23 protein-coding genes are annotated in these 23,949 nt (G+C 42.8%); 3 read left to right on the forward strand and 20 right to left on the reverse strand.

Features of this window, described 5'->3' with window-relative positions; genetic code table 11:
• Positions 1–169 precede the first annotated feature (169 nt).
• The 3 genes from EUBC25_RS05170 to EUBC25_RS05180 form a co-directional block, all read right to left on the reverse strand.
• On the reverse strand, positions 170–1,105 hold the full coding sequence (locus EUBC25_RS05170) for a ParB/RepB/Spo0J family partition protein (protein ID WP_230107110.1): 936 nt from the start codon (positions 1,103–1,105) through the stop codon (positions 170–172).
• Positions 1,059–1,886, reverse strand: a complete 828-nt coding sequence (locus EUBC25_RS05175; protein ID WP_076779361.1) for a ParA family protein — start codon at positions 1,884–1,886, stop codon at positions 1,059–1,061. The genes EUBC25_RS05170 and EUBC25_RS05175 overlap by 47 nt, the downstream gene beginning before the upstream one ends.
• Positions 1,887–2,022: 136 nt before the next feature.
• A complete protein-coding gene (locus EUBC25_RS05180; RefSeq protein ID WP_230107111.1) occupies positions 2,023–2,376 on the reverse strand; it encodes a hypothetical protein in 354 nt (117 codons plus the stop codon).
• Positions 2,377–2,519: 143 nt separating this feature from the next.
• Here EUBC25_RS05180 and EUBC25_RS05195 point away from each other — a divergent pair, with 143 nt between their 5' ends.
• A complete protein-coding gene (locus tag EUBC25_RS05195; protein WP_463510212.1) occupies positions 2,520–3,671 on the forward strand; it encodes an IS91 family transposase in 1,152 nt (383 codons plus the stop codon).
• A gap of 40 nt (positions 3,672–3,711) precedes the next feature.
• Complete coding sequence (locus tag EUBC25_RS05200) at positions 3,712–3,888, forward strand: hypothetical protein (RefSeq protein ID WP_164488446.1); 177 nt, start codon at positions 3,712–3,714, stop codon at positions 3,886–3,888.
• 275 nt (positions 3,889–4,163) lie between these two features.
• On the opposite strand, the gene guaA is transcribed toward EUBC25_RS05200, so the two are convergent.
• From guaA to cls, 15 genes are all read right to left on the reverse strand, one after another.
• Entirely contained in the window at positions 4,164–5,708 is a 1,545-nt protein-coding gene (gene guaA, locus EUBC25_RS05205; protein WP_230107112.1) for a glutamine-hydrolyzing GMP synthase, read from the reverse strand.
• 128 nt (positions 5,709–5,836) lie between these two features.
• Positions 5,837–7,201 (reverse strand): MATE family efflux transporter, encoded by a 1,365-nt coding sequence (locus tag EUBC25_RS05210; protein WP_230107113.1) that lies wholly within the window; start codon positions 7,199–7,201, stop codon positions 5,837–5,839.
• Positions 7,202–7,220: 19 nt separating this feature from the next.
• On the reverse strand, positions 7,221–9,632 hold the full coding sequence (locus EUBC25_RS05215; RefSeq protein WP_230107114.1) for a glycoside hydrolase family 2 protein: 2,412 nt from the start codon (positions 9,630–9,632) through the stop codon (positions 7,221–7,223).
• A gap of 128 nt (positions 9,633–9,760) precedes the next feature.
• Positions 9,761–10,123 carry an Hpt domain-containing protein gene (locus EUBC25_RS05220; protein WP_230107115.1) on the reverse strand — a complete coding sequence of 121 codons (363 nt, stop codon included), beginning with the start codon at positions 10,121–10,123 and terminating at the stop codon, positions 9,761–9,763.
• Between the two features lie 88 nt (positions 10,124–10,211).
• Positions 10,212–10,472, reverse strand: coding sequence for a sporulation transcriptional regulator SpoIIID (gene spoIIID / locus EUBC25_RS05225; RefSeq protein WP_230107116.1), 261 nt, complete (start codon positions 10,470–10,472; stop codon positions 10,212–10,214).
• Between the two features lie 102 nt (positions 10,473–10,574).
• Positions 10,575–11,198, reverse strand: a complete 624-nt coding sequence (locus tag EUBC25_RS05230) for a DUF4230 domain-containing protein (RefSeq protein ID WP_230107117.1) — start codon at positions 11,196–11,198, stop codon at positions 10,575–10,577.
• A 62-nt stretch (positions 11,199–11,260) separates the two neighbouring features.
• On the reverse strand, positions 11,261–12,043 hold the full coding sequence (locus tag EUBC25_RS05235; protein WP_230107118.1) for an Ltp family lipoprotein: 783 nt from the start codon (positions 12,041–12,043) through the stop codon (positions 11,261–11,263).
• A 14-nt stretch (positions 12,044–12,057) separates the two neighbouring features.
• Positions 12,058–12,399, reverse strand: coding sequence for a MerR family transcriptional regulator (locus EUBC25_RS05240; RefSeq protein ID WP_230107119.1), 342 nt, complete (start codon positions 12,397–12,399; stop codon positions 12,058–12,060).
• A 316-nt stretch (positions 12,400–12,715) separates the two neighbouring features.
• Positions 12,716–14,590, reverse strand: a complete 1,875-nt coding sequence (locus tag EUBC25_RS05245) for an IS1096 element passenger TnpR family protein (protein ID WP_230107120.1) — start codon at positions 14,588–14,590, stop codon at positions 12,716–12,718.
• Between the two features lie 12 nt (positions 14,591–14,602).
• Positions 14,603–15,508 (reverse strand): GIY-YIG nuclease family protein, encoded by a 906-nt coding sequence (locus EUBC25_RS05250; protein ID WP_230107121.1) that lies wholly within the window; start codon positions 15,506–15,508, stop codon positions 14,603–14,605.
• 107 nt (positions 15,509–15,615) lie between these two features.
• Positions 15,616–16,413 (reverse strand): LEM-3-like GIY-YIG domain-containing protein, encoded by a 798-nt coding sequence (locus EUBC25_RS05255; RefSeq protein WP_230107122.1) that lies wholly within the window; start codon positions 16,411–16,413, stop codon positions 15,616–15,618.
• Positions 16,414–16,449: 36 nt separating this feature from the next.
• Positions 16,450–17,694: a hypothetical protein gene (locus EUBC25_RS05260; RefSeq protein ID WP_230107123.1), complete on the reverse strand. Its 1,245-nt coding sequence runs from the start codon at positions 17,692–17,694 to the stop codon at positions 16,450–16,452.
• Between the two features lie 194 nt (positions 17,695–17,888).
• On the reverse strand, positions 17,889–18,767 hold the full coding sequence (locus EUBC25_RS05265; RefSeq protein ID WP_230107124.1) for a hypothetical protein: 879 nt from the start codon (positions 18,765–18,767) through the stop codon (positions 17,889–17,891).
• Positions 18,768–19,090: 323 nt separating this feature from the next.
• A complete protein-coding gene (gene tig, locus EUBC25_RS05270) occupies positions 19,091–20,140 on the reverse strand; it encodes a trigger factor (RefSeq protein ID WP_230107125.1) in 1,050 nt (349 codons plus the stop codon).
• Between the two features lie 131 nt (positions 20,141–20,271).
• Positions 20,272–21,747, reverse strand: a complete 1,476-nt coding sequence (gene cls / locus EUBC25_RS05275) for a cardiolipin synthase (RefSeq protein WP_230107126.1) — start codon at positions 21,745–21,747, stop codon at positions 20,272–20,274.
• A 211-nt stretch (positions 21,748–21,958) separates the two neighbouring features.
• Between cls and EUBC25_RS05280 the strand changes: the two genes are divergently transcribed.
• Positions 21,959–22,402, forward strand: coding sequence for a hypothetical protein (locus EUBC25_RS05280; protein ID WP_230107127.1), 444 nt, complete (start codon positions 21,959–21,961; stop codon positions 22,400–22,402).
• A 91-nt stretch (positions 22,403–22,493) separates the two neighbouring features.
• Here EUBC25_RS05280 and EUBC25_RS05285 read toward each other — a convergent pair whose 3' ends face one another.
• Both EUBC25_RS05285 and pfkA read right to left on the reverse strand, forming a co-directional pair.
• Positions 22,494–22,958 (reverse strand): YwiB family protein, encoded by a 465-nt coding sequence (locus EUBC25_RS05285; protein ID WP_230107128.1) that lies wholly within the window; start codon positions 22,956–22,958, stop codon positions 22,494–22,496.
• Positions 22,959–23,939, reverse strand: coding sequence for a 6-phosphofructokinase (pfkA, locus tag EUBC25_RS05290; RefSeq protein WP_230107129.1), 981 nt, complete (start codon positions 23,937–23,939; stop codon positions 22,959–22,961).
• Positions 23,940–23,949 lie beyond the last annotated feature (10 nt).

Here is a 23,949-nt window from a genome sequence, read left to right on the forward strand (position 1 = left end):
AGGGTTGGGTACTGATCCAGTGGAATGTGGATAGCCACCGGCTCCTTATTCTTCTTTTCGGCTGGTAAACTGCTGGTAATCCGGAAGGGGTAGGGTGTGGGAAGGGGGAACCAGAAAATCGGGAAAACTGGAAAGCCACATAGGAACCCACTTTCCCCCTGGCGTCCTCTTATCTCTCCCGTCCTCTCTCCCGTCTGCGATACAGTTCCAGTGCCTTAATGATTGTGTCCTCCATCTGCTTTGGCGTGGTTCCCGGAGAGAAATATTTGTCAATCCTCTTTTTCGGGATTTTAAACTGCTCCACTTGGTTCGGCTTTTCCTCTATCATAATCGACAGGATCACATCCTCATTCAACTTTCCCGCCTCTGCAAACTTCCGCATTTTAATGGCCTGTGCGTGACTTGGAGTACAATCCTCCTGTTCCATTGTGTCAAAAAGCACCTGCTGTTGTTCTTTCGGCAGGTAAGACAGTTCTACCGCCGGACGCATGGCAATCTTCCCCTCATCCACCATATCCAGAATAGGTGTGATGAGTTCAGTAAGGCGGATATAGCGACGGATTGTCTCTCTGCTTTCGCCCACTTCTTTTGCCAGAACCTCATTTGTTCTTATACCTAAAGAATTTGACACCACTGGTGTCATATTTTTACTAGGGCGTCCTGCTTGTCTGTTCATGGCCTCCAACTTCATTTTATAAGCAAAGGCTTTTTCTGACGGTAAGACTTTCTCCCTTTGCAGGTTAGAGTCCACCATGATAATTGTGGCTTCATCATCTGTCAGATTTCGCACAATACAGGGCATGACCGTTTTCCCGGCAAGCTCACTAGCGAATTTTCTCCGGTGTCCTGCTACCATTTCATAACCGCCTTCCGGTTTCGGGCGCACCAGAGCAGGATTGACCACGCCTTTCTCCCGGATACTCGCCGCCAGTTCCAGCATACTTTCATCCTGCTTTACTTTATACGGATGATTGGGAAAGTCGCTGATTTCTATCAGAGGAATATCTGCCACATACTCCCGCTTAGCCTCATCACGTTCCTCCTGCGTGCTGAACAGATCATCGGCTGCGGGAAGGGGCAATTTTATTTCTCTGCCTTTCGCCATCCCGTACCACCTCCCTTGTAAATGACGCATAGGCTTTAGCGACTGTACTGTTTTTGTCATAGCTGTAAATGCTTTGTCCTGCGGCACTCGTTTCCGCTGCTTTCACGCCAACCGGAATGACCGTCTGGTAAACCTTGACCATCCTCCCATAATTCTGCCGGATACTTTCTGCGGTCACACGGGCCAGATTTGTCCTCATATCCGCAAGTGTTAAAAGCACTCCGTCTACCTTCAGCGCCGGATTGATCTGCCTTTGTACCTTCCCGATTGTTTTCATAAGCTGTGTCATTCCCTTTGCCGGAAGATACTGAGCCTGTACCGGAACAATTACACTATCTGACGCCGCCAGTGCATTGATTGTCAGCATACCCAAACTCGGCATACAGTCAATCAACACATAATCATATCCGTTTTTCACTTCATTCAGATAGTTTTTCAGCGTCAGTTCCCGGCTCATGGCATTGACAAGCATAACTTCCAGTCCTGCAAGTTCAATGTTAGACGGGATCAGATCAACGCCTTCCTCATGGTGTAAAATCCCGGCGTGGCTATCCATTTCCCGGTCAGCCACAATGCCCTCTAACTGTGTGGCAAGCGTCACAGAAAGATTATCCTGCTCCGGCCACCCTAGTGAGGTTGTCAGATCGCCCTGTGGATCAGCGTCTACCAGAAGGACCTTTTTCCCTTCTCTGGCAAGTCCGATCCCTAAGTTGACAGTCGTGGTGGTTTTCCCCGTTCCGCCTTTCTGGTTGGCAATCGCAATTACTTTGCAATTCGCCATAACGGTTCCCTCCTTTCCTGAAAATTTAATAGCCATCTTCCCGTGTAGGGAAATGACTATGTATAAAAATAGGCATGAAAAAACCGGATGATTTTCGCAAATTGAAAACCTTCCGGCTATGTAATATTCCCGCATTTTAAACGGGAATTTCCTGTTCTTCTGTTTCTACCCTCTTATCCTCAATCATATCATAAAAATCAAAAATAAATTCCGACACAAAAGATTCCTGCAGTTCTTCCGATTTTTCCAACTGTGCGATCTCCTGCGGATATTCCATACCGGCAATTCCAAACAATCCTCTTATCATATGGAACGCCTCGCTGATTCTGTCTGTGTCCACCAATGCAGTTATGGAGAAATAAATATCATCCATATCCTCAATTCTATTGCTGTTGGAAAACAATTTATCGATCAAGGGCAATGTATAGGCTCCGGAGATCAGATTAACAGCATTGTTTACATTACTTGCAGCTTTTCTCGTTTTCTTCATAAATAATTCCTCTCTTTCTTTTTGCTCTGGCAGGCAGCCATATATTATATAAAAAATAGGCTTCGCCTATTCAACTCCCCTACCCCTCAATCATGAGGGGATAGGGGGTTTTCTTTTGTTACTTTTTCTTGCATAATAGACTTATGAACATCTTACAAAGAATCTTTGCAGACCATTATGAAGAAATTAAATATACTCTTCATCCCAGAGAGACTGAGATGGAAAATATCAATAAGATGATCAACTGTGGTGATCCTTCTTTTGGCGGTGCCATGTACAATTGTCCGCACTGCGGGAACTTCAAATTCGTTCCTTTCCGCTGTCACAGCCGTTTTTGCCCTTCATGTGGCAACAAATATTCTATGGAACGCACCACCAGTATGTCTTTCAAACTCGTTAGCGTCCAACACCGCCATTGCGTTTTTACTATTGATGAAAATCTCCGCAGCTTCTTCCTTCAGGACCGATCTCTTCTGAACTGTCTCTTCCATTCCGTCTCCAGTGTAATATCAAGGATGTTTTTCAATCTAAACCATGCCCAAAATTTTACTCCCGGCTATATCATGGTCCTTCATACTTTTGGCCGCGATCTCAAATGGAATCCCCACATTCACTGCCTCCTTTCCGAAGGTGGCTACAGTAATGACGGCTTCTGGCGCCATGTAAAACACTTTAACTACAACTATCTGCGCAATGCTTTCCGCACGGCTCTTCTCAATGAACTGGAAGACCGGATTGGACCTTCTTTCAAAAAAGTGAAAGCGAAATGTTACACTCAGCATAAGCAGGGCTTCTATGTCTATGCTAAACCGAATCTCTGCGATCCGAAAGTAGTGGCTAAATACATCGGCCGCTATCTTGGCAGGCCAGTAATTGCCACTTCCAGGATTGACCGGTATGACGGAGATATCGTTACTTTCCACTATAACCGTCACGAAGATGAACAGTATGTGGAAGAAACTTTGCCTGTTATGGATTTCATAAAACGTCTCATCCGACACATCCCGGAAAAACATTTTAAAATGATCCGCTATGGCGGTCTGTATGCAAGGCACCGCAAGATTGATTCAAAACTGCACCGTGTCATCTCAAAAGAAAAGCATAGGATATACCGCAGCTTCACTCAATGGAGAACATCTCTTTTTCTCTCCTTCGGATATGACCCCCTGTATTGTTCCGAGTGTAATCATAAAATGGAGTTCTTGGAACTTTATTACAACCACAAGCGCGTACCTCTCGAAGAAATGTACGAGAAAGTAATGTCCAAATCTCGTGGAAAGCGTTCCTCCGCGTAGAACCGTTGTGATATAATCCTCTCAAAGGAGGTTGCTTACCATGAAACCAGATATTGAGGAACTGCGCAAAAAGTACATAGAGAATCCACCCGAAGGAATGACATCCGAGGACATTCGCCATATGAGCGAGGATGACCTTCTGGATATGGATTATTTTCTGAATGAAGACGACCCTTTTGACGATTTGTTTGGAGAAGAAGGTTTTTATATCTTCTAAATCTAACCATCGTCCTATTGTCATGCCCACTCCCCTGTTGATTTAACATATGTTCGATCAGTAGGGCTTTTTCCCCCTTATCCAAAAATCGGAATTTCCTATAAAGGAACGCAAAAAAGCCGCCTGCTCTCAATTAAAAGAACAAACAGCTTTCTACACATTTCTATCTCTTTATTCATTTTTACTCATTGCAATTTTAGTTCCAAAATAGTACCACGGAGCATATGATAAGCCGGGAAACCCAGTGTTTATGCGGCTTCCCGGCTCCCTGTTTACTATTCGAACTCTATCGTTCCCGGCGGTTTACTGGTCAGATCATACATAACCCTATTGACCCCCCGTACTTCGTTAATAATCCGGCTCATCACCTTATTGAGCACTTCAAACGGAATCTCCGCTGCCTCTGCAGTCATAAAGTCTACTGTGTTAACAGCTCTAAGCGCTACCGCATAGTCATAGGTTCTCTCATCTCCCATAACTCCAACGCTGCGCATATTGGTAAGGCCGGCAAAATACTGGCCGATGCTGCGGTCAAGACCTGCGTTTGCGATTTCTTCCCGGTAGATCGCATCTGCATCCTGTACCATACGTACCTTTTCTGCAGTTACTTCACCGATGATCCGGATTCCAAGTCCCGGTCCCGGGAATGGCTGACGGAATACAAGGTATTCCGGAATGCCCATTTCAAGACCTGCTTTGCGGACTTCGTCTTTGAACAGGTCGCGCAAGGGCTCTATGATTTCTTTAAAATCTACATAGTCAGGAAGTCCCCCCACGTTGTGATGGGATTTGATGACGGCAGATTCTCCGCCAAGTCCGCTTTCCACAACGTCCGGGTAAATCGTTCCCTGTACAAGGAAATCGACTGCCCCGATCTTCTTTGCTTCTTCTTCAAATACACGGATAAATTCTTCTCCGATGATTTTTCTCTTCTTTTCCGGCTCTTCCACGCCTGCCAGCTTGCTGTAGAAACGCTCCTGTGCATTGACGCGGATAAAGTTCAGGTCATAAGGTCCGTCAGGGCCAAACACTGCCTCTACTTCATCTCCTTCGTTTTTACGGAGAAGACCATGATCTACAAAGACACATGTCAGCTGATTTCCAATGGCTTTGGAGAGCATAACTGCTGCCACGGAAGAGTCTACGCCACCGGACAGCGCGCACAATACTTTTCCGTCTCCTACTTTTTCGCGGATCGCCTGGATAGATGTCTCCACAAAGGAATCCATTCTCCAGTCTCCTGAGCATCCGCAGACACCCCTCACGAAATTATAGAGCATTTTTGTTCCTTCCTGCGTATGAAGCACTTCCGGATGGAACTGTATTGCGTACAGCTTTTGTTCTGCATTTTCTGCTGCTGCCACCGGGCAGTCTGCTGTATGTGCTGTAATGCGGAATCCCGGAGCGATTTTTGAAATATAGTCAAAATGGCTCATCCAGCAGATTGTTTTTTCAGATACGTTTTCAAATAATGGGGAAGTTTTATCCACCATTACCTCAGTTTTTCCATATTCGCGGACAGACGCACGTTCTACTTTTCCGCCCAGCACATGCATCATAAGCTGTGCTCCATAGCAAAGTCCAAGAACCGGAATGCCCATTTCAAACAGTTCGCGGCTGTATGTCGGTGAATCCTCCAGATAGCAGCTGTTCGGGCCGCCAGTTAAAATAATTCCTTTTGGATTCATCTTTTTAATGGTCTCAATATCAGTTTTGTAAGAGTAAATTTCACAGTACACGTTGCTCTCGCGGACACGTCTTGCCACGAGCTGATTGTACTGACCACCAAAGTCCAATACAATAACTAATTCTCTTTTCACCTGTGTTCCTCCTTATGTTTCCTCACATGTTGACCGGCATATCCTCGGATATGCCGATACGTTAGTTCTATTATAATGTAGCCTCCTTATATTGGCAATCAAAATTCCTAATTCTTTTTCAGGTATTCCTATCCGGCCAGAGCCTGGTGTTTCCACCTTCCGCTGAAGTAGCGTATTACAAAACAGATCGCTCTTACGATCCAGTCAATGACCATGGCAACCCATACGCCGAGCACGCCCATTCCCACATATTTTCCCAAAATATAACTGAAAATGATCCGGAAGATCCACATGGAAATTACAGAGATGATCATACACATCTTTGCATCTCCGGCTGCCCGGAAAGTTGCCGGAAGGCTGAATGCGACCGGCCACACAAGCATACAGGAAACAGCGTGAAAAATCATGATCTGTCTTGCTGCCCCAGCTGTCACATCAGAGAGCTGATAGGCCTTTAAAATAAGCGGCATCAAGAGGAAGATCAGCCCATTGATGACCCACACGCATACATAGGTCACTGCAATCAGTTTTTTTGTGTAATATTTGACCTGTGCATAGTCCCCTGCTCCCACACATCTTGCAATGACTGTTGTGATTGCAAGGGAAATCGCCATTCCCGGAAGAATCTGGAAGAGAGCCACTGCATTAGCCACCGCATTGGCCGCAATGGCATATGTACCGAATGTGGATACGAGACTTAAAACAATAATTTTTCCAAGCTGGAACATACTGTTCTCCAGCCCGTTCGGCACACCGATATTCAGAATTTTACGGATCATAGACCAGTCGGCATGATACCGCCATGTCGGCTCAATGCACACAGATCGTTTCTGATTACACAAAAGTACAATGATCAGTACCGCCGCTGTAATTCTTGAAACTAATGTAGGGATGGCTACCCCTTCTGTTCCTCTGTGGAATCCGTAGATCAATATGGCATTTCCGGAAACGTTGATTATATTCATTACAATAGATACCCGCATGGAAATTTCGGAATTTCCCATTGTCCGGAAAATAGCGGCGCCTCCGTTATAAAGTGCAATAAATGGAATGGACGCCGTCACGATCATAAGATAAGTATTGGCATGATTCATCACATCCGGTTCAATCTGTCCGAAAACGCCGTGCAGGATCCAATATTTAAACACATAGATCAATATGGTAATGACAAGGGCGCATATCGTAATAAACCAGACAAGCTGTGTAGCAGATTTGCAGGCTCCTTTTTTGCTGCCCTGTCCAAGATATTGGCCTGCCACAACTGCACCGCCTGTTGCAAGAGCAGAAAAAGCGTTGATCAAAAGGACCATAATGTTGTCCACCAATGATACGCCGGATACAGCCGCTTCTCCGACGCTTGCCACCATAATGCTGTCCGCCATTCCCACCAAAACAGCGAGCAGCTGCTCTACGATCAGCGGAATGATCAAAGCTGCCAGCGCTTTATTGTCAAATAAATAATTTTTCTTATCTGTGCTTAGGTTTCCCCTCATTTATCTTTCCATCCTCTCTTTATGGATGTTCTTCCTCCCTCTTGCATAATTTCACCTGGAAAATTCTCGTTTCCACTTTCTGTTCTCCGCGATATATATGCAGCTTTCCTTCGCCTTCCTCGCCTTTTGTACATACATAACATCCGGCCATTCCGCCCTCCATCGCTATACTGGAAGGACCGTTGATGCAGACTGCCCCTTCTGCTTCGAAGTGAAGCACATCATTGCAGTAAGGCGCCAGATTTCCATTCTGATCCAGGGCACGGATCCGCAGACTAACCATATCCCATGTCTCGTCTTCATACATCTGGCAGATGTCTGCTCCGTCAAAGATTTTCATATCTGCCTTTATTTCCAGATGAAGCTTTTCTGCCGGAGAAACCGTCACTGTTTTTATCACTCTGTCTCCCCGAACAGCCTCAAAGCGCCAGACAGTCGTTTCGTCTCCCCATCCTCCCATGTATTTGTCAAACAGCTCCTGCATCTTCTTTTCTCCGATCCCCTTAAGCCATTTAAGGCGCGCATATGCCATCCGAATCTTAGTGGGAAGGGGATCTTGCGGATTACTTTCTTTCCACTTCAGACATTGTTTTATGAGGTCAGCGGTTTTCTCATCGAAGCCTTCCTTCTTTTCCAGACTCTCTCCCACAAAATCTGTGATCACTACCGGCGGATGCATGAGATGCCCATAGGACGGCGCTGGAAAATACTGCCCGATCAGCTCATTATTTTTGTACAGGCGCACGCTGTCTCCATTTGTCAGCACAACAACTCCGCCTATATAGCCGCCCGGCTGTTCTCCTATATTCATCGTGCTGCTTATCTCCAGCACAGGCTTGGCATCCTGCTGGGATTCGTACACAGCAGCCGCCAGTTTAGGATTCCGGAACATATCCAGTACGCCATGATAACAGATCCTGTCTCCGCTTCCAAACTCCTTATGTGTATTATAATCAAACATACACCATCCAAAACAGCCGCTGATATTTTGTCCTGCTGCCGCTGCATTAAGAACTCTGGCATGACGGATTGCATGTTCCCGCCGATGAGCCTCACTGTCCCAGCTTTTTGTTGGAAACATATGCCCGTTAAATTCGGAAATCAGGTAGGCTTTCTCCGCATTTTCGGTCACTGCATTCCTTGGTTCACAGCCCCGATTTTTCCCATTATGCACAAAATCATTATAGGTGTAGACATCTTCCAGCAGATGACTGTTTTTTATTGCACGGACTCCGCCTGTCGGCCTGGTAGGATCCAGACGGTGGGCTGTTTCGTTTGTCTCCTGGTAAAACGCATCATCATCCTGGCTTTCATTGATCCGAACGCCCCACATGAAAATACTGGGATGATTTCTGAACTGACGGATCATTTCTTCTGTATTTTTAACCGCCTGGGCTTTCCACTGGATCCCGCCGATATGCTGCCAGCCCGGTATCTCTGTAAAAACCAAAAGTCCAAGTTCGTCGCAGCGGTCTATAAAATCATGGCTCTGAGGATAGTGACTTGTACGCACCGCATTGCACCCAAGCTCATATTTTAAAATTTCCGCATCCAGCCTCTGGGCTCTCCTGGGCGCAGCATATCCGAAATAAGGCCAGCTCTGGTGTCTGTTTAATCCTCTTATTTCGATCCTGCTGCCGTTGAGATAACACCCGTCTGTTTTCATTTCAATACTGCGGAATCCAAAGCGCACCTCTTCACTGTCCATCACCTGCCCGTATTTCAAAATTTCCAGATGAAGGATATAAAGCTGGGGATGTTCTGTATCCCACAGCCCGGCCCGGGGCACATGCATATGGAAATTTTCCTGGAATTTCTGTTCTTCCATCCTTGCGAAAATCTCGCCCTGACTATTCATGACCCACGCGCGGATCGTGCAATTGTCTGTCACTTCCGCTTCCACCTGTATTCTGGCATGTTTCTTATCGTCAGCCTGTACAAAGACATCTTTAAAATGAATCTTTTCCCTGACATCCAGATAGATCGGCCGGTAAATTCCTCCATATGTAAGGTAGTCGATCACATATCCAAAAGGCGGAATATCCAGGCTCTCCCTGCTGTCCAGTCTCACCACGATCCGGTTGACAGCGCCATATTTCAAAAAGGAAGACAAGTCTGCTTTGAACGCAGTATATCCGCAGCTATGAATACCTACACTCTGCCCATTGCAGTACAGCTCTGCCTGATGTGCGGCTCCTTCCATAACCAGGACAACCGATTTTCCCGACCATTCCGCCGGAATATTCAATTCCTTTACATAGCCGCTGATCATCTGATACTCTTTCTCATCTAAGTAGCGGACCGGCAGATGTTTCACAGTATGGGGAACTCTTATTTTTTCCAATTCCTCCAGTCTTTCGGACGGCATACTATTAAGGCTTCCTCTATAATGTTCTGTAAAGTACCATTCGTCATTGATCGGATAACGCATATTTTTCCTCCTTTGTATTCTCACAACGTCTATCATATCCCAATGTCCCCGGGAATACAATAACTTGCGCTGCAGATTTTCTTCAAAGCCTGCAGCGCATGATTTCCTTTTCCGTATTATTATTTATCTTAATGGTTGCCTGTCTTATCAAGAGCGGACATTACTTTCTCATAGTTTTCTGTCAGCTCCGCTATTTTATCTCCTATTTCCTCATAATGTTCTTCCCGGATCTGTTTTACGATCTCTTCTGTTATTTCATATAACCGGGTAAAACCTAAATTTCCGCTGATTCCTTTTAAAGTATGCGCTGCCTTCAGCACCTGATCCATGCTGCCTGCTTCCATTCCTGACAGAACCTCCTGATAATTGGTATCCTGCCAGATGCGTTTTATAAGCTTCTTATACAGCGCCTCATTTCCCATACACCGCTCTATTCCGCCGTCTACATCGATTCCGGCATCCATCAGTATCTCTTTTTCTTTTGCATCCATATTCTATCTTCCTCCCTGAAGCCTGCTCCAGTCAACAAGTACCCTGCTTTCTTCTTAAATTATATCGGGTAAATTTACACCTTTCAAGTCAACAATGCAAATGTTTTCCCTTATATTTTTCCCGGGTAGCAAGTCCTCCCCGTATATGGCGTTCGGATTTATTCATGTCCAGCACCTTGCGGGCCTGCATTGCCAGAGATGGATTGATTTGGATCAGACGCTCTGTTACGTCTTTATGTATAGTTGATTTACTAACTCCGAATTTCCCGGCTGCCTGGCGCACGGTCGCCTTATGTTCAATGATATAACATGCGATCTCTACCGCCCTTTCTTCAATATATTCTTTCATAAAAATCCCCTGCATTCATCGTTTTTACAATGTATGCAGGAGATTTGCAAGTCATTCCCACTACTTATCGTGTCACCCCGGCCCCTCCTATAGAATGCTATTCTATTTATCTTTAAAAACAATTTCATACTCATTCAAGTCATATACATTTCCAAAAAAACTTGTAAGTATTGTTTCTGCATTATCACGGGCGTTTTCAAACAAACCGCTTTCTATAGCATCCGTCTGCGCCTGCTCCTTCAGTTTAGTAAGCGCCTCGTTATTCCCTTCCAAAGTAACCTGATTAAATACACTCTCATCTTCATGATATACTTTGAAGGAATCCTGATCAATTTCGGAACTTAATATTTTTACCTCCGGCAGCTTAACTTCAATAATATTCCCTTTCTCGTTCCAGTCTATCTCGTTAAAGTCATATCCGGCTTTAATAGTAATCCCATAACTGTATATGTATTTACTATTTGTAAATGGAATACTGGCACCAAAAAGTTTCTTTGAAGAATCTGTAACATTCACTTGTGTGCAGTAAGAGGATTGTGTTGCCAGTTCCCCAATATTTTCAAAACCGATTTTCGTAGTCTGATTTTCTGAAAATGCAACTTTCTTTATTCCAATAATTACAGCCACAATCGCCGCCAGAATCAATAATCCTGCTAAGACTTTTCCTAAAAGATGTTCTTTTTTCAGATAGGAAATCAATCTGTTACTCTTTTGTTTCTCATTCATCAAACATTGCCTCCGTTTTTAAATAAACTCCTCATCTACAGCCTCTACCTCAAGTCATATGCCTAAAATCCAGCCTGTTCAAGTGCATTATTAATCTGTTCTTCTGTGTATCCATAATAGCGCATCATCTCCACGATCCCGCCTCTGGACTGTCCCGAAGAATTTTCTTTTACAAATAGTACTGCCTGTTCATCGAAATCCACTTCCATATGGTCAACGGCAAATGTGGCATCTTCCACACTGAAATAATCAAACCCTACCAATACATCGTAAATCAAATAATCTCGCGATACATGCCAGAAATTTTCTTCTTCATATGCCCGAATAACTGCATTCTTTTGGCTGTTGGTTAATTCTATGGTGTATTCCTTTGTCTCCAATTCCTTTTTGCATACAGAACAGCACACCGACTGGGTTCCAGGTGTTACTGTACCGTCACGATTTACTTTATAATCTTTTGCTACCGTCCACTCCCCCGGTGTATGATCTGCCATTGGTATCTTTTCTGTGAGATTTTCACCGCACCTCTTACAAGTTGCTTCCTTTTCTCCTTCCGCAGTACATGTGGGTTCCGTTACCGTCAACCATGTTTCCGGATCATGCCCTAATGCTTTTCCTTTTGTCTCCTTGCATACTTTACAAATCTGCGGATTTACACATGTAGCGCTGTTCCATTTATGTCCCAATGGTTCTCCTTCTGTTTTTCCACAAATACTGCAAGTTCTCGGTTCTGTACACGTTGCATCATTCCACCTGTGGTAACATGTGTAAATCACTATTCCTGCAATGATTAATACAACACCCGCTAAGATTACCGTTATAGTTGCTTTTTTCCTGTTTTTCATTCGTTCCCTCTCCTTTATTTATGATTATTTTCATTTACCAGTGCAGCGATCATTTGATTTGCTTTTTCAATTAATTTATCTTTTTCTGTCCTTTCGTTTTTTAATTTTTCCACCTGCTTTTCGAGAGCTTCTTTTACTACGATATTGGGCGCATCAATAAGGGATGAAATCTCTTTAAGCGAAAATCCCAGCTGTTGATAAAACTTTATTTTTTCAATTCTTAATTTTGCAGTTTCATCATAGAGTAAATGCCCATATTTATTCCGACCTGTTGCAGAGACCAATCCGGCCTTTTCATACCCTTGCAGGGCTCTTCTGGATATATCCAGTGTTTCACAAATTTCCCGCAGTTTCATAACATTCCTACCTTCCTTTTCTAGCCTATAACTGCACGCAACGCACAGTCAAAGACTTTTATTAGAGAAAACCGGCTACGTCTTCCGGCCTCCATAAAAGAAAATGTTTTTTTCGCGAGAACTGTTTTTATAGAACCAAGAGCGCCGCAGGCGGATCTTTTCATTAACAGGGAACGAATTTTCCTCATAAAAAAATAGATATCTACAATTCGTAAAAACGAATGTAAATATCTATAATTTTTTAAATACTTTGATTTACGTCACGTCTGTATTTTACTTACTATAGATCACGTTCCTCACGTTTCGGAATACGTCATCATGGCTTACTCTTTCTTCCACAACATTTCTTATATTTCTTTCCGCTCCCACATGGACATGGATCATTGGGATATATTTTTTTCTTCCCAAGTACAGTTTTTTCTCCTGGTCCTTCCGGCATAGACACAGTCGTAATCTCATCTGCATTGGATTCCAGATCAATATCCAGTCCCATCTCCTTTACTCTTTCCGCTTCGCTTTCAAGAATTTCTGCGGCGCTGCTGCTCATAGGCACAATCTTCGTACGCTGTCCTTCATGCAGTCGCCTTGGCATACGTTTTATCATTTCGTCAGGTGTCCATCCTCTATTGATGGGCATTCTTGTATGATTATTTACATCCGCCATAATAGAAACAAATTCTTTCACAGACTCTTCTGTCCGAAATGTCATTTCTTCTTCATCGAAAATTTCCATAATATCTGACAAACTTTCTCCCATGCTGATCTTATTCCATATCACCGCCATAAGAGATTCCATATCATCCGAATCAATCTCCAGTTCCCGGATTAAGACTTGCTTCAGACGGCAATAGTAGGGATCTGAAACAGGGTATCCATTTTCTGTATATTCCCAAACTTCTTCGGCTCCGGGAATATAAAATTCTTTTTTACCCTGGGCTTTTTCAATGTCCAAATATAAGTCATCTCTAAAAACTTCTTCAGGAATAATACGGTTATGTTTCAATACATAACGCTGTACTTCCCGCGGTATATTGAAAAAAAACTCTTCAAACTCATTCCTTCCAACTTTGTGTTTCAGGCATTTCTCCAGCATTTTACAGACAACATTTACAGGCGCACATATATATATCATTTCAGTCATCAACAGACAGTGATACGTCCAATATGTTCCCCGGCGTTTTTCCTGATATTCCGGCGTATTGATCAACTCATATACTCTCGCTGCTTCTCTGGGAACTTCTACATAATCATCACAATAGAACATCACATACATAAGATCATATAGCTTCTCTAATTTCTCCATTTCTGAAAAACCTGGGAAAAATCCATTTTCTTTTGAAAGCGCCTGCTCAAACGCCTGAATTTCAGAGTCGCTAAGTAGCATCATTCGTCTTGCCATAACATCTGGTTTCAATATTTCATCTCTGATTTTCTCTGACAGCTCGCTTTTATTTAAGGATTTATAACATGAAAGTCCCAAGTCATCTGCTATTTCAAGCAGCTCCTTTTTCGTTGTCCCAAGAAGAAACTCTTTGATATCTGGCTGCCTTGATTTTTCCTCTTCCTTTTTCTTCTTATGAAGCTGCATGATACCGTCTGCTATTTCCTGCAGAATAGATTCAGACGATTTCTTCTGCCTGCCTGTCCTGTCAATCGGATTTTCAGTACCAGTAAACCCATATTTCCATCTGATCAGCTCCCTCCTCAGATCTTCATAGCTTCTGTAATCTGCTGCTCCATAGGTGATAGGAAAGTACTTTTTCAATTTTTCATTTACATCGTTCATAGTTGACCATTCCCGAAACTCTGTGGAATCTTTCTGTTTTATGACGGACGGCCATGAACACTTATCCGGCAACCTTTTTTCAATCTCAACTCTGTACTGACTTCTATCTCCAGGACGAAAAGTAAACCAGGTATCTTGTTCCACCAGAGTATCGATAAATGTATCTGAAGCACACATATATCCATAATAGTACGCCGTAAGATGCGACTCCTCCTCCATCCATTCGTGCACGCGGACACCTGAATGATAGAACTCATATTCATAATTCGGTGTCCATTGCGTTTCTATAATTTTCTGCAGAATCAGCGCAAGCTGTGCAAACGTGATCCCGGCCGGAATCAAACAGCGTCTCCATACTGGTGGCTTGGAATTTTTTAAAATTACTTTAATCTGATATGATTTCATGTCATCTCCCCCCTATTCTAAATCTCCATTTCCCTCCATCGCTTTCAATGTGATTCCAGCTTCATTTTTCCAGCTGGTCAGTCCATTTGCACTTTTTCCGATAACAAACATCGCTGCGTAAGACGGACTGTTAAAAAGAACATCTTCCTGCAAAACGAATGATTCATCTACACGTGCTTTCCGGCGGCGTTCTTTTATAACTGCCGGAATTGTATCGTCATCTGACGGTGAAATATGGCTGCCCTGCAAAACTACAAAACCCTCTGATGTCTGCATGCCGTTTGCTTCCACTTTTCCCACATTTTTTATGTTGCGCTCTAAATGAAGTCTGCCATCGCTATCCGCTTTTCCGGATATTTCTCCTCCCTGTTCTGACGCGGGTTTTCTCAGAGGTTCAAATAATTTATGTCCAAGCGTGCCCATCACAACCTTTGCATTGTCGATAAACTCTTCCATTTCGCATTCTTTTTCTTCTGTAATATTGCCATGAGTAGGATCATTACCGTTTTTAACCTCATATCGGTTTGCGGCAAGCGCTAAATTGCAAAATCTATTCTCAAGATAGCTGATTTCCGTCGGACCAAATGAATTATTTGATGTGGTGAAAACAATCGCTTCTGTCCAGTAATCTTTTTCGGGATTCCGTTTATGTTCCTGCAGGCGGTTTAAAATACCTTCGCCGTTCTTTCTCGAACCAGCCTGGCCTATATACACAATTTCCTTCCCGGAATCATCAGATATTCCAAAAAGGAAGTAAACACCGCTTTGCTTCAAGTCTTCCCTGTCCTTACATTTTTCAAGTTCTGTTCTTGGAATTTTATAGGCAACCCCTGTCCAGTTTGCAAGTGTACATTTAATCCTTCCGGTTGCTTCTCCGTCCATTAAAAATAAATTTATACTTTTCCCCCGTGATTTCATACCCGCTCCTCCTTGCTTCCTGTTTTTATACCTGTACTCTTCTACAACTTTCCACTCGCCAATTAGTTTCCAATAGAACATTGCCCTATTTTATAAAATCAACTTGATTAATCAATTGGATTCAAATACGTAATAGGATTCTGCGCCCTTTGATTAAGTTTTAAGGCTGCAATAGATTTATACAAGTAAAACTTCTCTGCTTCATCCAGCGGAGCATTTTTCTCAAAGCCTTCGTCCACAAAAAATATCCTATTCTCCATTTTTGAATCCAACTCTATATCCTGTCTTGGGAGTTTATTTATGGCCTCCTTACAAACATACCAGTGTGTCGGTTTATATACAGCAACTATAAGAGACTTATAAACACCAAATACATACTCTACCGTTTGCACTCTATTTAAAGAAGCTTTCCAAACACCACGCACTAAATCATAAAGAGTGTTCTTATCAATATCCCTTTTATATAGCTTATTTATCTTAATTACTAAAATCCTATGTTTAATATCCGATTCTTGTAGCTCTACTGCTCCATATATTTTCTCAAAATCTTCTACAGATAAGGCTTCTGAAGAATGATGTCCCGCAACAATATTAGTAAGCCCAATATTATTTACATAATTAAAAGTATTTATAAGCGCAGCCTCTGCAGCAAAAGCCTCTGATTCTGTTAAATTTGAACTGATAATTATTTTCTCAACTTCCAAACCTGCATATTTTATCTCAGCAATCGTTTTTAGTTTCAATTTTTCACTATCAGGATTCTCCTTCCCTTCTCGTTCATGTTCAAAAACTCGATTTCCACTCCCTTTACCTATATAAAAAATCTGTTTGTTTCTAGGATCAATCAATCCATATACGTAGTAGTCTCCCAAAGACAACAAACTCTTCTCTGAAAATCTCTCCATATCTGCTTCCTTTCTTATTGAACCAAGAAGTCGTCATTATCTTTCCACAAGATATATTCTCTCGTTATCAAAACAAATTAAATCAGTATGATTGTAAATTCTATTTATTTCTTCAAATCTTTTTACAATAATTTCTGTACCTGCATCACTCATTAACTCAAATCTCTTCGACGCTTTCTTCTTCATATCCTGGCTTGTCTGTTTCAAATGCGCTCCGCTTTCTACAAGCCATTCATCAACTGCCCCTTCCTTAATCAAAGGAATATTTCCTATGAAGTTACCAATTAATTTCCCAGCCGTTCCAATTCCATTAACTGCATTTGCTTCAATAGCACCTCCTGCTATCTTATTAATATAACTTGCCAGAAGCGTATAAGTCTGCCTGTACTCCTCAGAATATTTTTCAACAGCTCCTTTCACTTGTAAAATGTATTCTTCATGAAAATTACCCAGTAACATTACTTCCAAAAATGCAGCCAAAGAATAAATATATACCGAAAGCCTATAATATTTAAACTTCTTTTCCAAATTCTTCTCTGTTGATGTGACTGTTTTATTTCTCACCAATAATTGTTTTGATTTCATAGTTTCTACAGTCTGTTTCTGATAAAAAATAATATTCTTTTCTGCAGTCCTCTTAATATCTAATACTAGCTTGTGATGACTAGATACATACTGTTCCTTATCCCAGTTAAACTTATATTCTTGGATAATAGTAATCAAAGTTTTAAGATCTGCCTCAATTTGTGCTTCTTTATCCTGCTCAAGAAAAGACAATATCTGATGTTCCATATCGATGATTTCACCTAACTGTCGCTCTATAGAGTACAACGCAACAGCCATCATCATTGTTGCAGGATTAATCGGCATTACTGTTTGCGTAGTAACAGATGGTGAGTTGGCCTGTACAAGTTGTGCAAATTTGGATGAACCGTCAGCCGTTTTAAATGCTCCCCAAAAATTCCCATTTTTTGCAACTTTTAATGTATCGCCTGCAGCAGCATTGGCAAGTCGATACAATCCACTTACCTCCACAGATGTAGTCTGGGTCACAGTCCGTAGTGCTGGCATAAGCGCTGATACGGCACTACCCAAAGTAGCAAGTTCTCCAATTGGCATACTAATAGAATTATTTTCTATCCATTCAATATCTGTTTCCCGCAGCATTGTATCTGCGACAGATACTAAGCTGTTCTCTCCTTGCTGAACTAAGGTTATATCCTTCTTTACAGATTCACTCTTTTCTTCGTTATCCTTCTTAAATCTAGCAAACATTCCCATATACCTATTCCTCCTATTTTCTATCCCAGCTACATATTCAATTATATATCTCCCCAATATAACGAAATATGAAAGCAAACAGGTATCTTGCCTTTAACGAAGATTCTATCATTCTCCCTCTCTGAAATGTTCTCTATCATTTTCAAACTTCCGAATTTCGTTTACCCCAAATCTCTTTTTATAACTTTTACCTTCTAAAGACTTTTCGATTCCACGGATCTTTTTTTACCTCCCGGCATTTTAGAAGAAATCCGTTTCGGCAGGTCCTTAGGTGCATTGATCTGTATTCCAAACAACATACGAATGATCCAAAACGCAAATAGCAGCACAAGAATCGGTATCAGGCAGGAGGTTACCATCATGACAGCAATGGCTTCGATAAAACGATTCAAAAGCTCTTCCCCCTTTTCCAATAATCCTGATATTCCGCCTTTGATCTTTGAGATAGCCTGGTCGAGTATGTTGCCTTCAGAATCTGAATTTTCATTTATCTCATCCGTAAGATCTTCCGCCTCCTTCATCGTTGCTTCCACTGTTGAGTCATATGTTTGTTCTATGACGGAAGAAACATTCATACTAAAGGGAATGATCAGGTATATAACAAGACCAAAGACCGCGATCTTAGTAGCCAATACTTTTAAGAAATTCTTATTTGCGCATAGTCCTGCTATTAACAGGACGCACGCCACCGGAATCAGTATGGTAAATGCGGCATAGCCGGTAATGGTAACCAGGTATTTTTCCAGAAAGATAACCATAAGAATAATCAAAAAGTATGATGTTAAGTCTGCCAGTTTGTTCGCCACCGGCGTGGTTGCGTCCCCCGGAATTGCTGCAAGGGCCGTCGATGCTGCCGCCGATGTTGCCGTCAGTTTCAGAACATCTTCTTTCTTTTCATCTAATGATTCCAGCGTTTCCGTGTGGTTCGCCGGATCACTTGCTGCTTTTGAGATAACGGTCATGGAAAGGACCAGCACCACTAATATCACCAGCACCATCGCTATTTTCTTCATATTACTGTTTGTCATTTTCTTTATCACTTTACTCTCTCCTTTATCCTTCGTCCGTCTCATAAATTCCTCTTATCCGTCCGGACAAATATTGTATTATTTCGTCATTTCAACTATTCCTTCACATACAGACAGTATACAATAAAATCGACAAAAAAAGGCACTAAATTACAATTTATCTTTTCTTTCCGATGGGATAGGGAAAGATTCCTTCCCTTCCCCTCCCTGCTCACCGCGATACCTCGCTCAGCTCGCGGCATTGCCGCTCGATGAGCGTTGCCCGGCGGATGCCCGCCCGTGTAAGCACGGCGGTCGCCCTCCGGGCGTATCGCGCAAAAAACGGACGTATCAATTCTCACGATACGCCCGTCTTCTTCTACTTTTGATTACTCGGCTGATTCATTGACAACCTGTATACAGTTGTCGGCCAGCCATTCTTTTACTTTATTCTGAAGCACAATGTTCTTCAGTTCATCCTCGCTGGCTGATTCCTTCATGGTATCAACATCCGGATATCCGTATTCTTCTGCCAGCTTCTTAAATTCCTCTTCATATTCTTTGTCTGTCAGCGTCAGTTTTTCTTTCTCTGCAATAGCCTGTGCAAGATATTTCTGTTTTACACTGCTCTCTGCCGCGTCACTGACCTGTTTTTCAAAGTCTTCTACTTCCATACCCTGGCTGGTAATATAGTCCTCGTATTCCATGCCGTATGCTTCTGCAAGGCTCTTGTAGTTATTGATGATCTGCTCTTCTGTCTCTTTAACCTCATCTTCCGGATAGCTGATCACTTCCGCCTTTTCAACCACTGCATCCCACGCTTCACTCTCCAGGTCATACTGGTAGTTATCTTCCGCGCTGTCCTCAAGGAGCTTCTTTACTTCTTCTTTGTATTCATCTACTGTCTTGGACTCTTCCGAAACAGTTTGTACAAACTCATCTGTCAATTCCGGCATACGCATAACGGAATTGACTGTGATCGTAAATGTAACAGGTTTTCCGGCATATTCCGGCTTATTCTCATAGGGATCCGGGAACTGACCGTTCCAGTCGTAAGTTTCCCCTGCTTTATGGCCGATGATGCTGTCTTCGAATCCATCAATAAAACTTCCTGATCCGATGGTAACTTCCTGACCCTGGGCAGAACCTCCGTCAAACTCCTGGCCATCCATTTTTCCTACAAAATCAATATTGACAGTATCTCCGTCTTCTGCTGCAGCGCCTTCTGCTTCTGCCATATTCTGCTGACGCACAGCCTGAATATAGTTGTCTACATCCTCGTCGCTTACTTCCTGCTTATCTTCTACCTTGTCCACTTCAATTCCTTTATATCCGCCCACTTTTACATAATCATTGGACGCCTGATTTCCGCCGCAGCCTCCCAGCATTGCAGAACATGCAAGAAGTCCGGCAAATAATACAACTGCTTTCTTTTTCATATTCACACCTCTGTTTTATCTCATAATTTCGCCTGTTTTTTCATCATAGCACATCTGTCCATGAAAGAAAACCCTTTTCCCCAACTCTCTTTTTTGACTCCCTTTTTTCTGCATTTCCAAATCCGCTTTTTCTATAAAAGCGGTGACAGAAGACGGCAGAACTGTTCCTTGAATCGTATATAAAGGCTTCTTGCCTTGTATTTCTTTCTTGTGATCAGCGTACAGTAAGGAATATCATTTTCAAAAGCTTCCTGCAGTTTTATTGTTGTCCTGGCGCTGTATATCGTGGCATTTACTTCAAAGTTCAGACTGAAGCTGCGGATGTCCATATTTGCAGTCCCCATGCAGGTAACAAGTCCATCTACGCACATACATTTGGAATGCAGAAATCCTCTGTCGTAGGTATAGCATCTGGCCCCCGCTTCCACCATATCCCCCATATAGGAATAAGTCGCCCAATAAACAAAAGGATGGTCCGGTTTACAGGGGATCATGATCCTTACATCAATACCGGATTTGGCCGCAATCTTCAGGGATTCCAGAATAGCGTCATCCGGAATGAAATAGGGCGTTTGAATATAAATGCTCTTCTTTGCCAGATGGATCAATCTAAGGTAATTGTTCCGGATAACCTGGCTTTTGGAGTCCGGACCGCTGGATATGATCTGCACCGGATCCCGCCCGCTGCGTATATAAGTGGGGATTTCAAAAATCCGGTCTTCCAGAAACAGATTTTCCCGAGCCGCGTAATTCCAGTCCAGAACAAATCTCACAGCCAGCGAGGTGACTGCCGATCCTTCTATACAAATATGCGTATCCCTCCAGTAGCCGAATTTCTTATCCTTTCCAATGTACTCTCTTCCGATATTAAAACCGCCTACAAATCCGATCCGCCCATCGATCACCACAATCTTCCTGTGGTTCCGGTAATTGATCCTAAGCTGCAGATTTCCCAGGATAGCCGGGAAAAACTCTGCCACCTGTATGCCGGCGTTTTCCAGTCTTACCCAGTCGCTGTTGCGCATAGTTCGGCATCCCATGCTGTCAAAGAGAACGCGCACTTCCACACCCTGTCTCGCTTTCCTTATCAGCACTTCTTCTATTTCCTGCCAAAGTTCATCATTCTTAATGATATAGTACTGCAGATGGATATAATTTCTGGCATGTTCCATCTCATTTAAAAGTGCCTGAAATTTTTCCTTTCCATCTGTATAGATCTGTATATCATTATTGTCGGTAAGCACTGCCTCCGCCTCGTTCAGATTGTAAAGGATCAGATGTTTGAATCGTTCCTGCTCCGGATCTCTAAGCCTTAGTTTCTTTCGATAGATTGACTCTTCCTGCCTTCGGATCGTATATTTTACTTCCCCTTCGATCTCCTTCATCTTAAACATTCTGTCTTTTCGGAAGTTCTGTCCCAGAAGCAAATACAGACCGAAGCCCAGAACCGGAATAAAATACAGGATCAGAAGCCACGCCCACACTGTCATCGGATTTTTTCTCTGAAAAAATATGATCAGGATAGAAAGAAATATATTGATAAAAAGCAGATGGTCCATAATCCACCAGAAACCCATCTGCGCTCCGTCCCCAATAAGTTCCAGCATTTTTCTCCTCTCCTTACATAACTATAATAAATACCGGAAGCAAAATTTACTTCCTCCTGTGATTCCTCTATTATAATCAGAACTCTTTTTGTTTACAAGCTCTTTTCGCTTTATGGACTTTTCACTTTATGACATCTTTTTCACTTGCGCTCTTTCTGAAACAATGCTACAATAAAATTTGCGAAAATACTTAAGATTGAGGAGGTTCCCCGTGAATACATTGACGATTGTTCTCTTGGTCATACTGGTCGTATTGATCATTGCTTGTATTGTATTATATTTCCTTGGAAAAAGAGCCGAGAAACGCCAGGCCGAACAGCAGGAAAAACTGGATGCGGCCGCACAGACTGTATCTATGCTGATCATTGACAAAAAGAAAATGAAACTGAAAGAATCCGGTCTTCCTTCTATTGTCATTGAGAATACACCGAAATATCTCCGCCGTTCCAAGGTGCCGATCGTAAAGGCAAAGATCGGTCCGAAGATCATGACATTGATGTGTGATTCCAATATTTATAATGTAATTCCGGTAAAGAAAGAAGTGAAAGCTACTGTCAGCGGAATTTACATCACTGCAGTAAAGGGACTTAGAGGTCCTTTGGAAACACCGACCAAGAAAAAAGGCTTTCTGGCAAGACTTCGAAACAGAGCTTAACAGACATAGGAATGACAAAAGCAAAACCCGCAGCTTTTCAAAGCCCGCGGGTTTGTTTTTATTCTTTCATTGCACTTTCTCTCTATAAAGATCAGGAACCTACTACTGCCCCATCCTCTCTGCGGATCGGACAGATCTTCACGTCGATCTCACAGTCGGCCAGAGGTTCGTTATTGACATCCAAAGCGTAGGTGATATGCACATCTATTTTTTCCTGCTCTACCTCTGTTGTAATATTTCTTGTGTGGATTCCTACCATCATCTCCCCAAATGGAGTTTCATAAGATGTCATATTCATTTTTCCCCGTTCAAACACCATGTGGGTATTTGCAATGCCGGATTTCCGGATTTCAAACATATCGCTGTCTGTAATTTTAATTGTATTTTTTATTTTTCCGGGAACTCCCTCTACTACCTCATCGTACAGCACATAATGCTTTCCGTTCTTCAGATAGTAGGAAGCCGGCGTTATGATCTCTACCGGCTCACCGTTCCCATTGTCTCCTTCCATATCAAAATGGAGACCGGAAATACTGATCAATACATCTTTTGTCATTTACAGCGCCAACTCTCTTGCAATTTCATACTGGTACGCCGGAATGCCCTTCTGCATATTCAGCGCTTCATCAATATCAAAGTCTACATACTCACCATGTCTGTAGCCTACTACACGATTGCTCTTTCCTTCCAGAAGAAGCTCCACTGCCTTTGCGCCCATAATGGAAGCATATACACGGTCTTTACATGTAGGGCTTCCGCCGCGTTGCATGTGTCCCAGAATGGTTGCTCTTGTTTCCATTCCTGTTGCTTCCTCAATTCTCTTTGCCATCTCAATGGAACCGCCGATACCTTCTGCATTAATGATAATGTAATTCTTCTTTCCACGCTTCCGGCATTCCTGAATATCTGCGATGATCGCTTCTTCGTTAAAGTCGTGCTCCTCCGGAAGAAGGATACGCTCTGCTCCGTTTGCAATACCGCACCACAGAGCAAGATAACCTGCATCACGGCCCATAACTTCAATAATAGAACATCTCTCATGAGAAGTGGATGTATCTCTGACTTTATCGATTGCTTCCATTGCCGTATTTACAGCTGTATCAAATCCAATGGTATATTCGGTACATGCAATATCAAGGTCAATGGTTCCCGGAAGACCGATGGTATTGATTCCCAGATTTGCCAGTTTCTGTGCTCCTGCAAAGGAACCGTCCCCTCCGATGACTACCAGTCCGTCGATTCCATACTTTTTGCAGATAGCTGCTGCTTTCTGCTGTCCTTCTTCTGTACGCATTTCTTCACAGCGTGCTGTCTGAAGGATTGTTCCTCCTCTTTGAATTGTATCAGATACATCTCTTGCAGTCAGATCGATAATCTCCTCATCCAGAAGGCCCTGATATCCTTTACGGATTCCTCTTACCTTTACGCCTTTTCCCAATGCTGTACGAACAACGGCACGAATCGCTGCATTCATTCCGGGCGCATCGCCTCCGCTGGTCAAAACTCCAATTGTACGAATCACTTTTTCTGCTGCCATATCTTTCCTC

Source organism: Claveliimonas bilis (genome assembly GCF_020892095.1).
GTDB lineage: Bacteria > Bacillota > Clostridia > Lachnospirales > Lachnospiraceae > Claveliimonas > Claveliimonas bilis.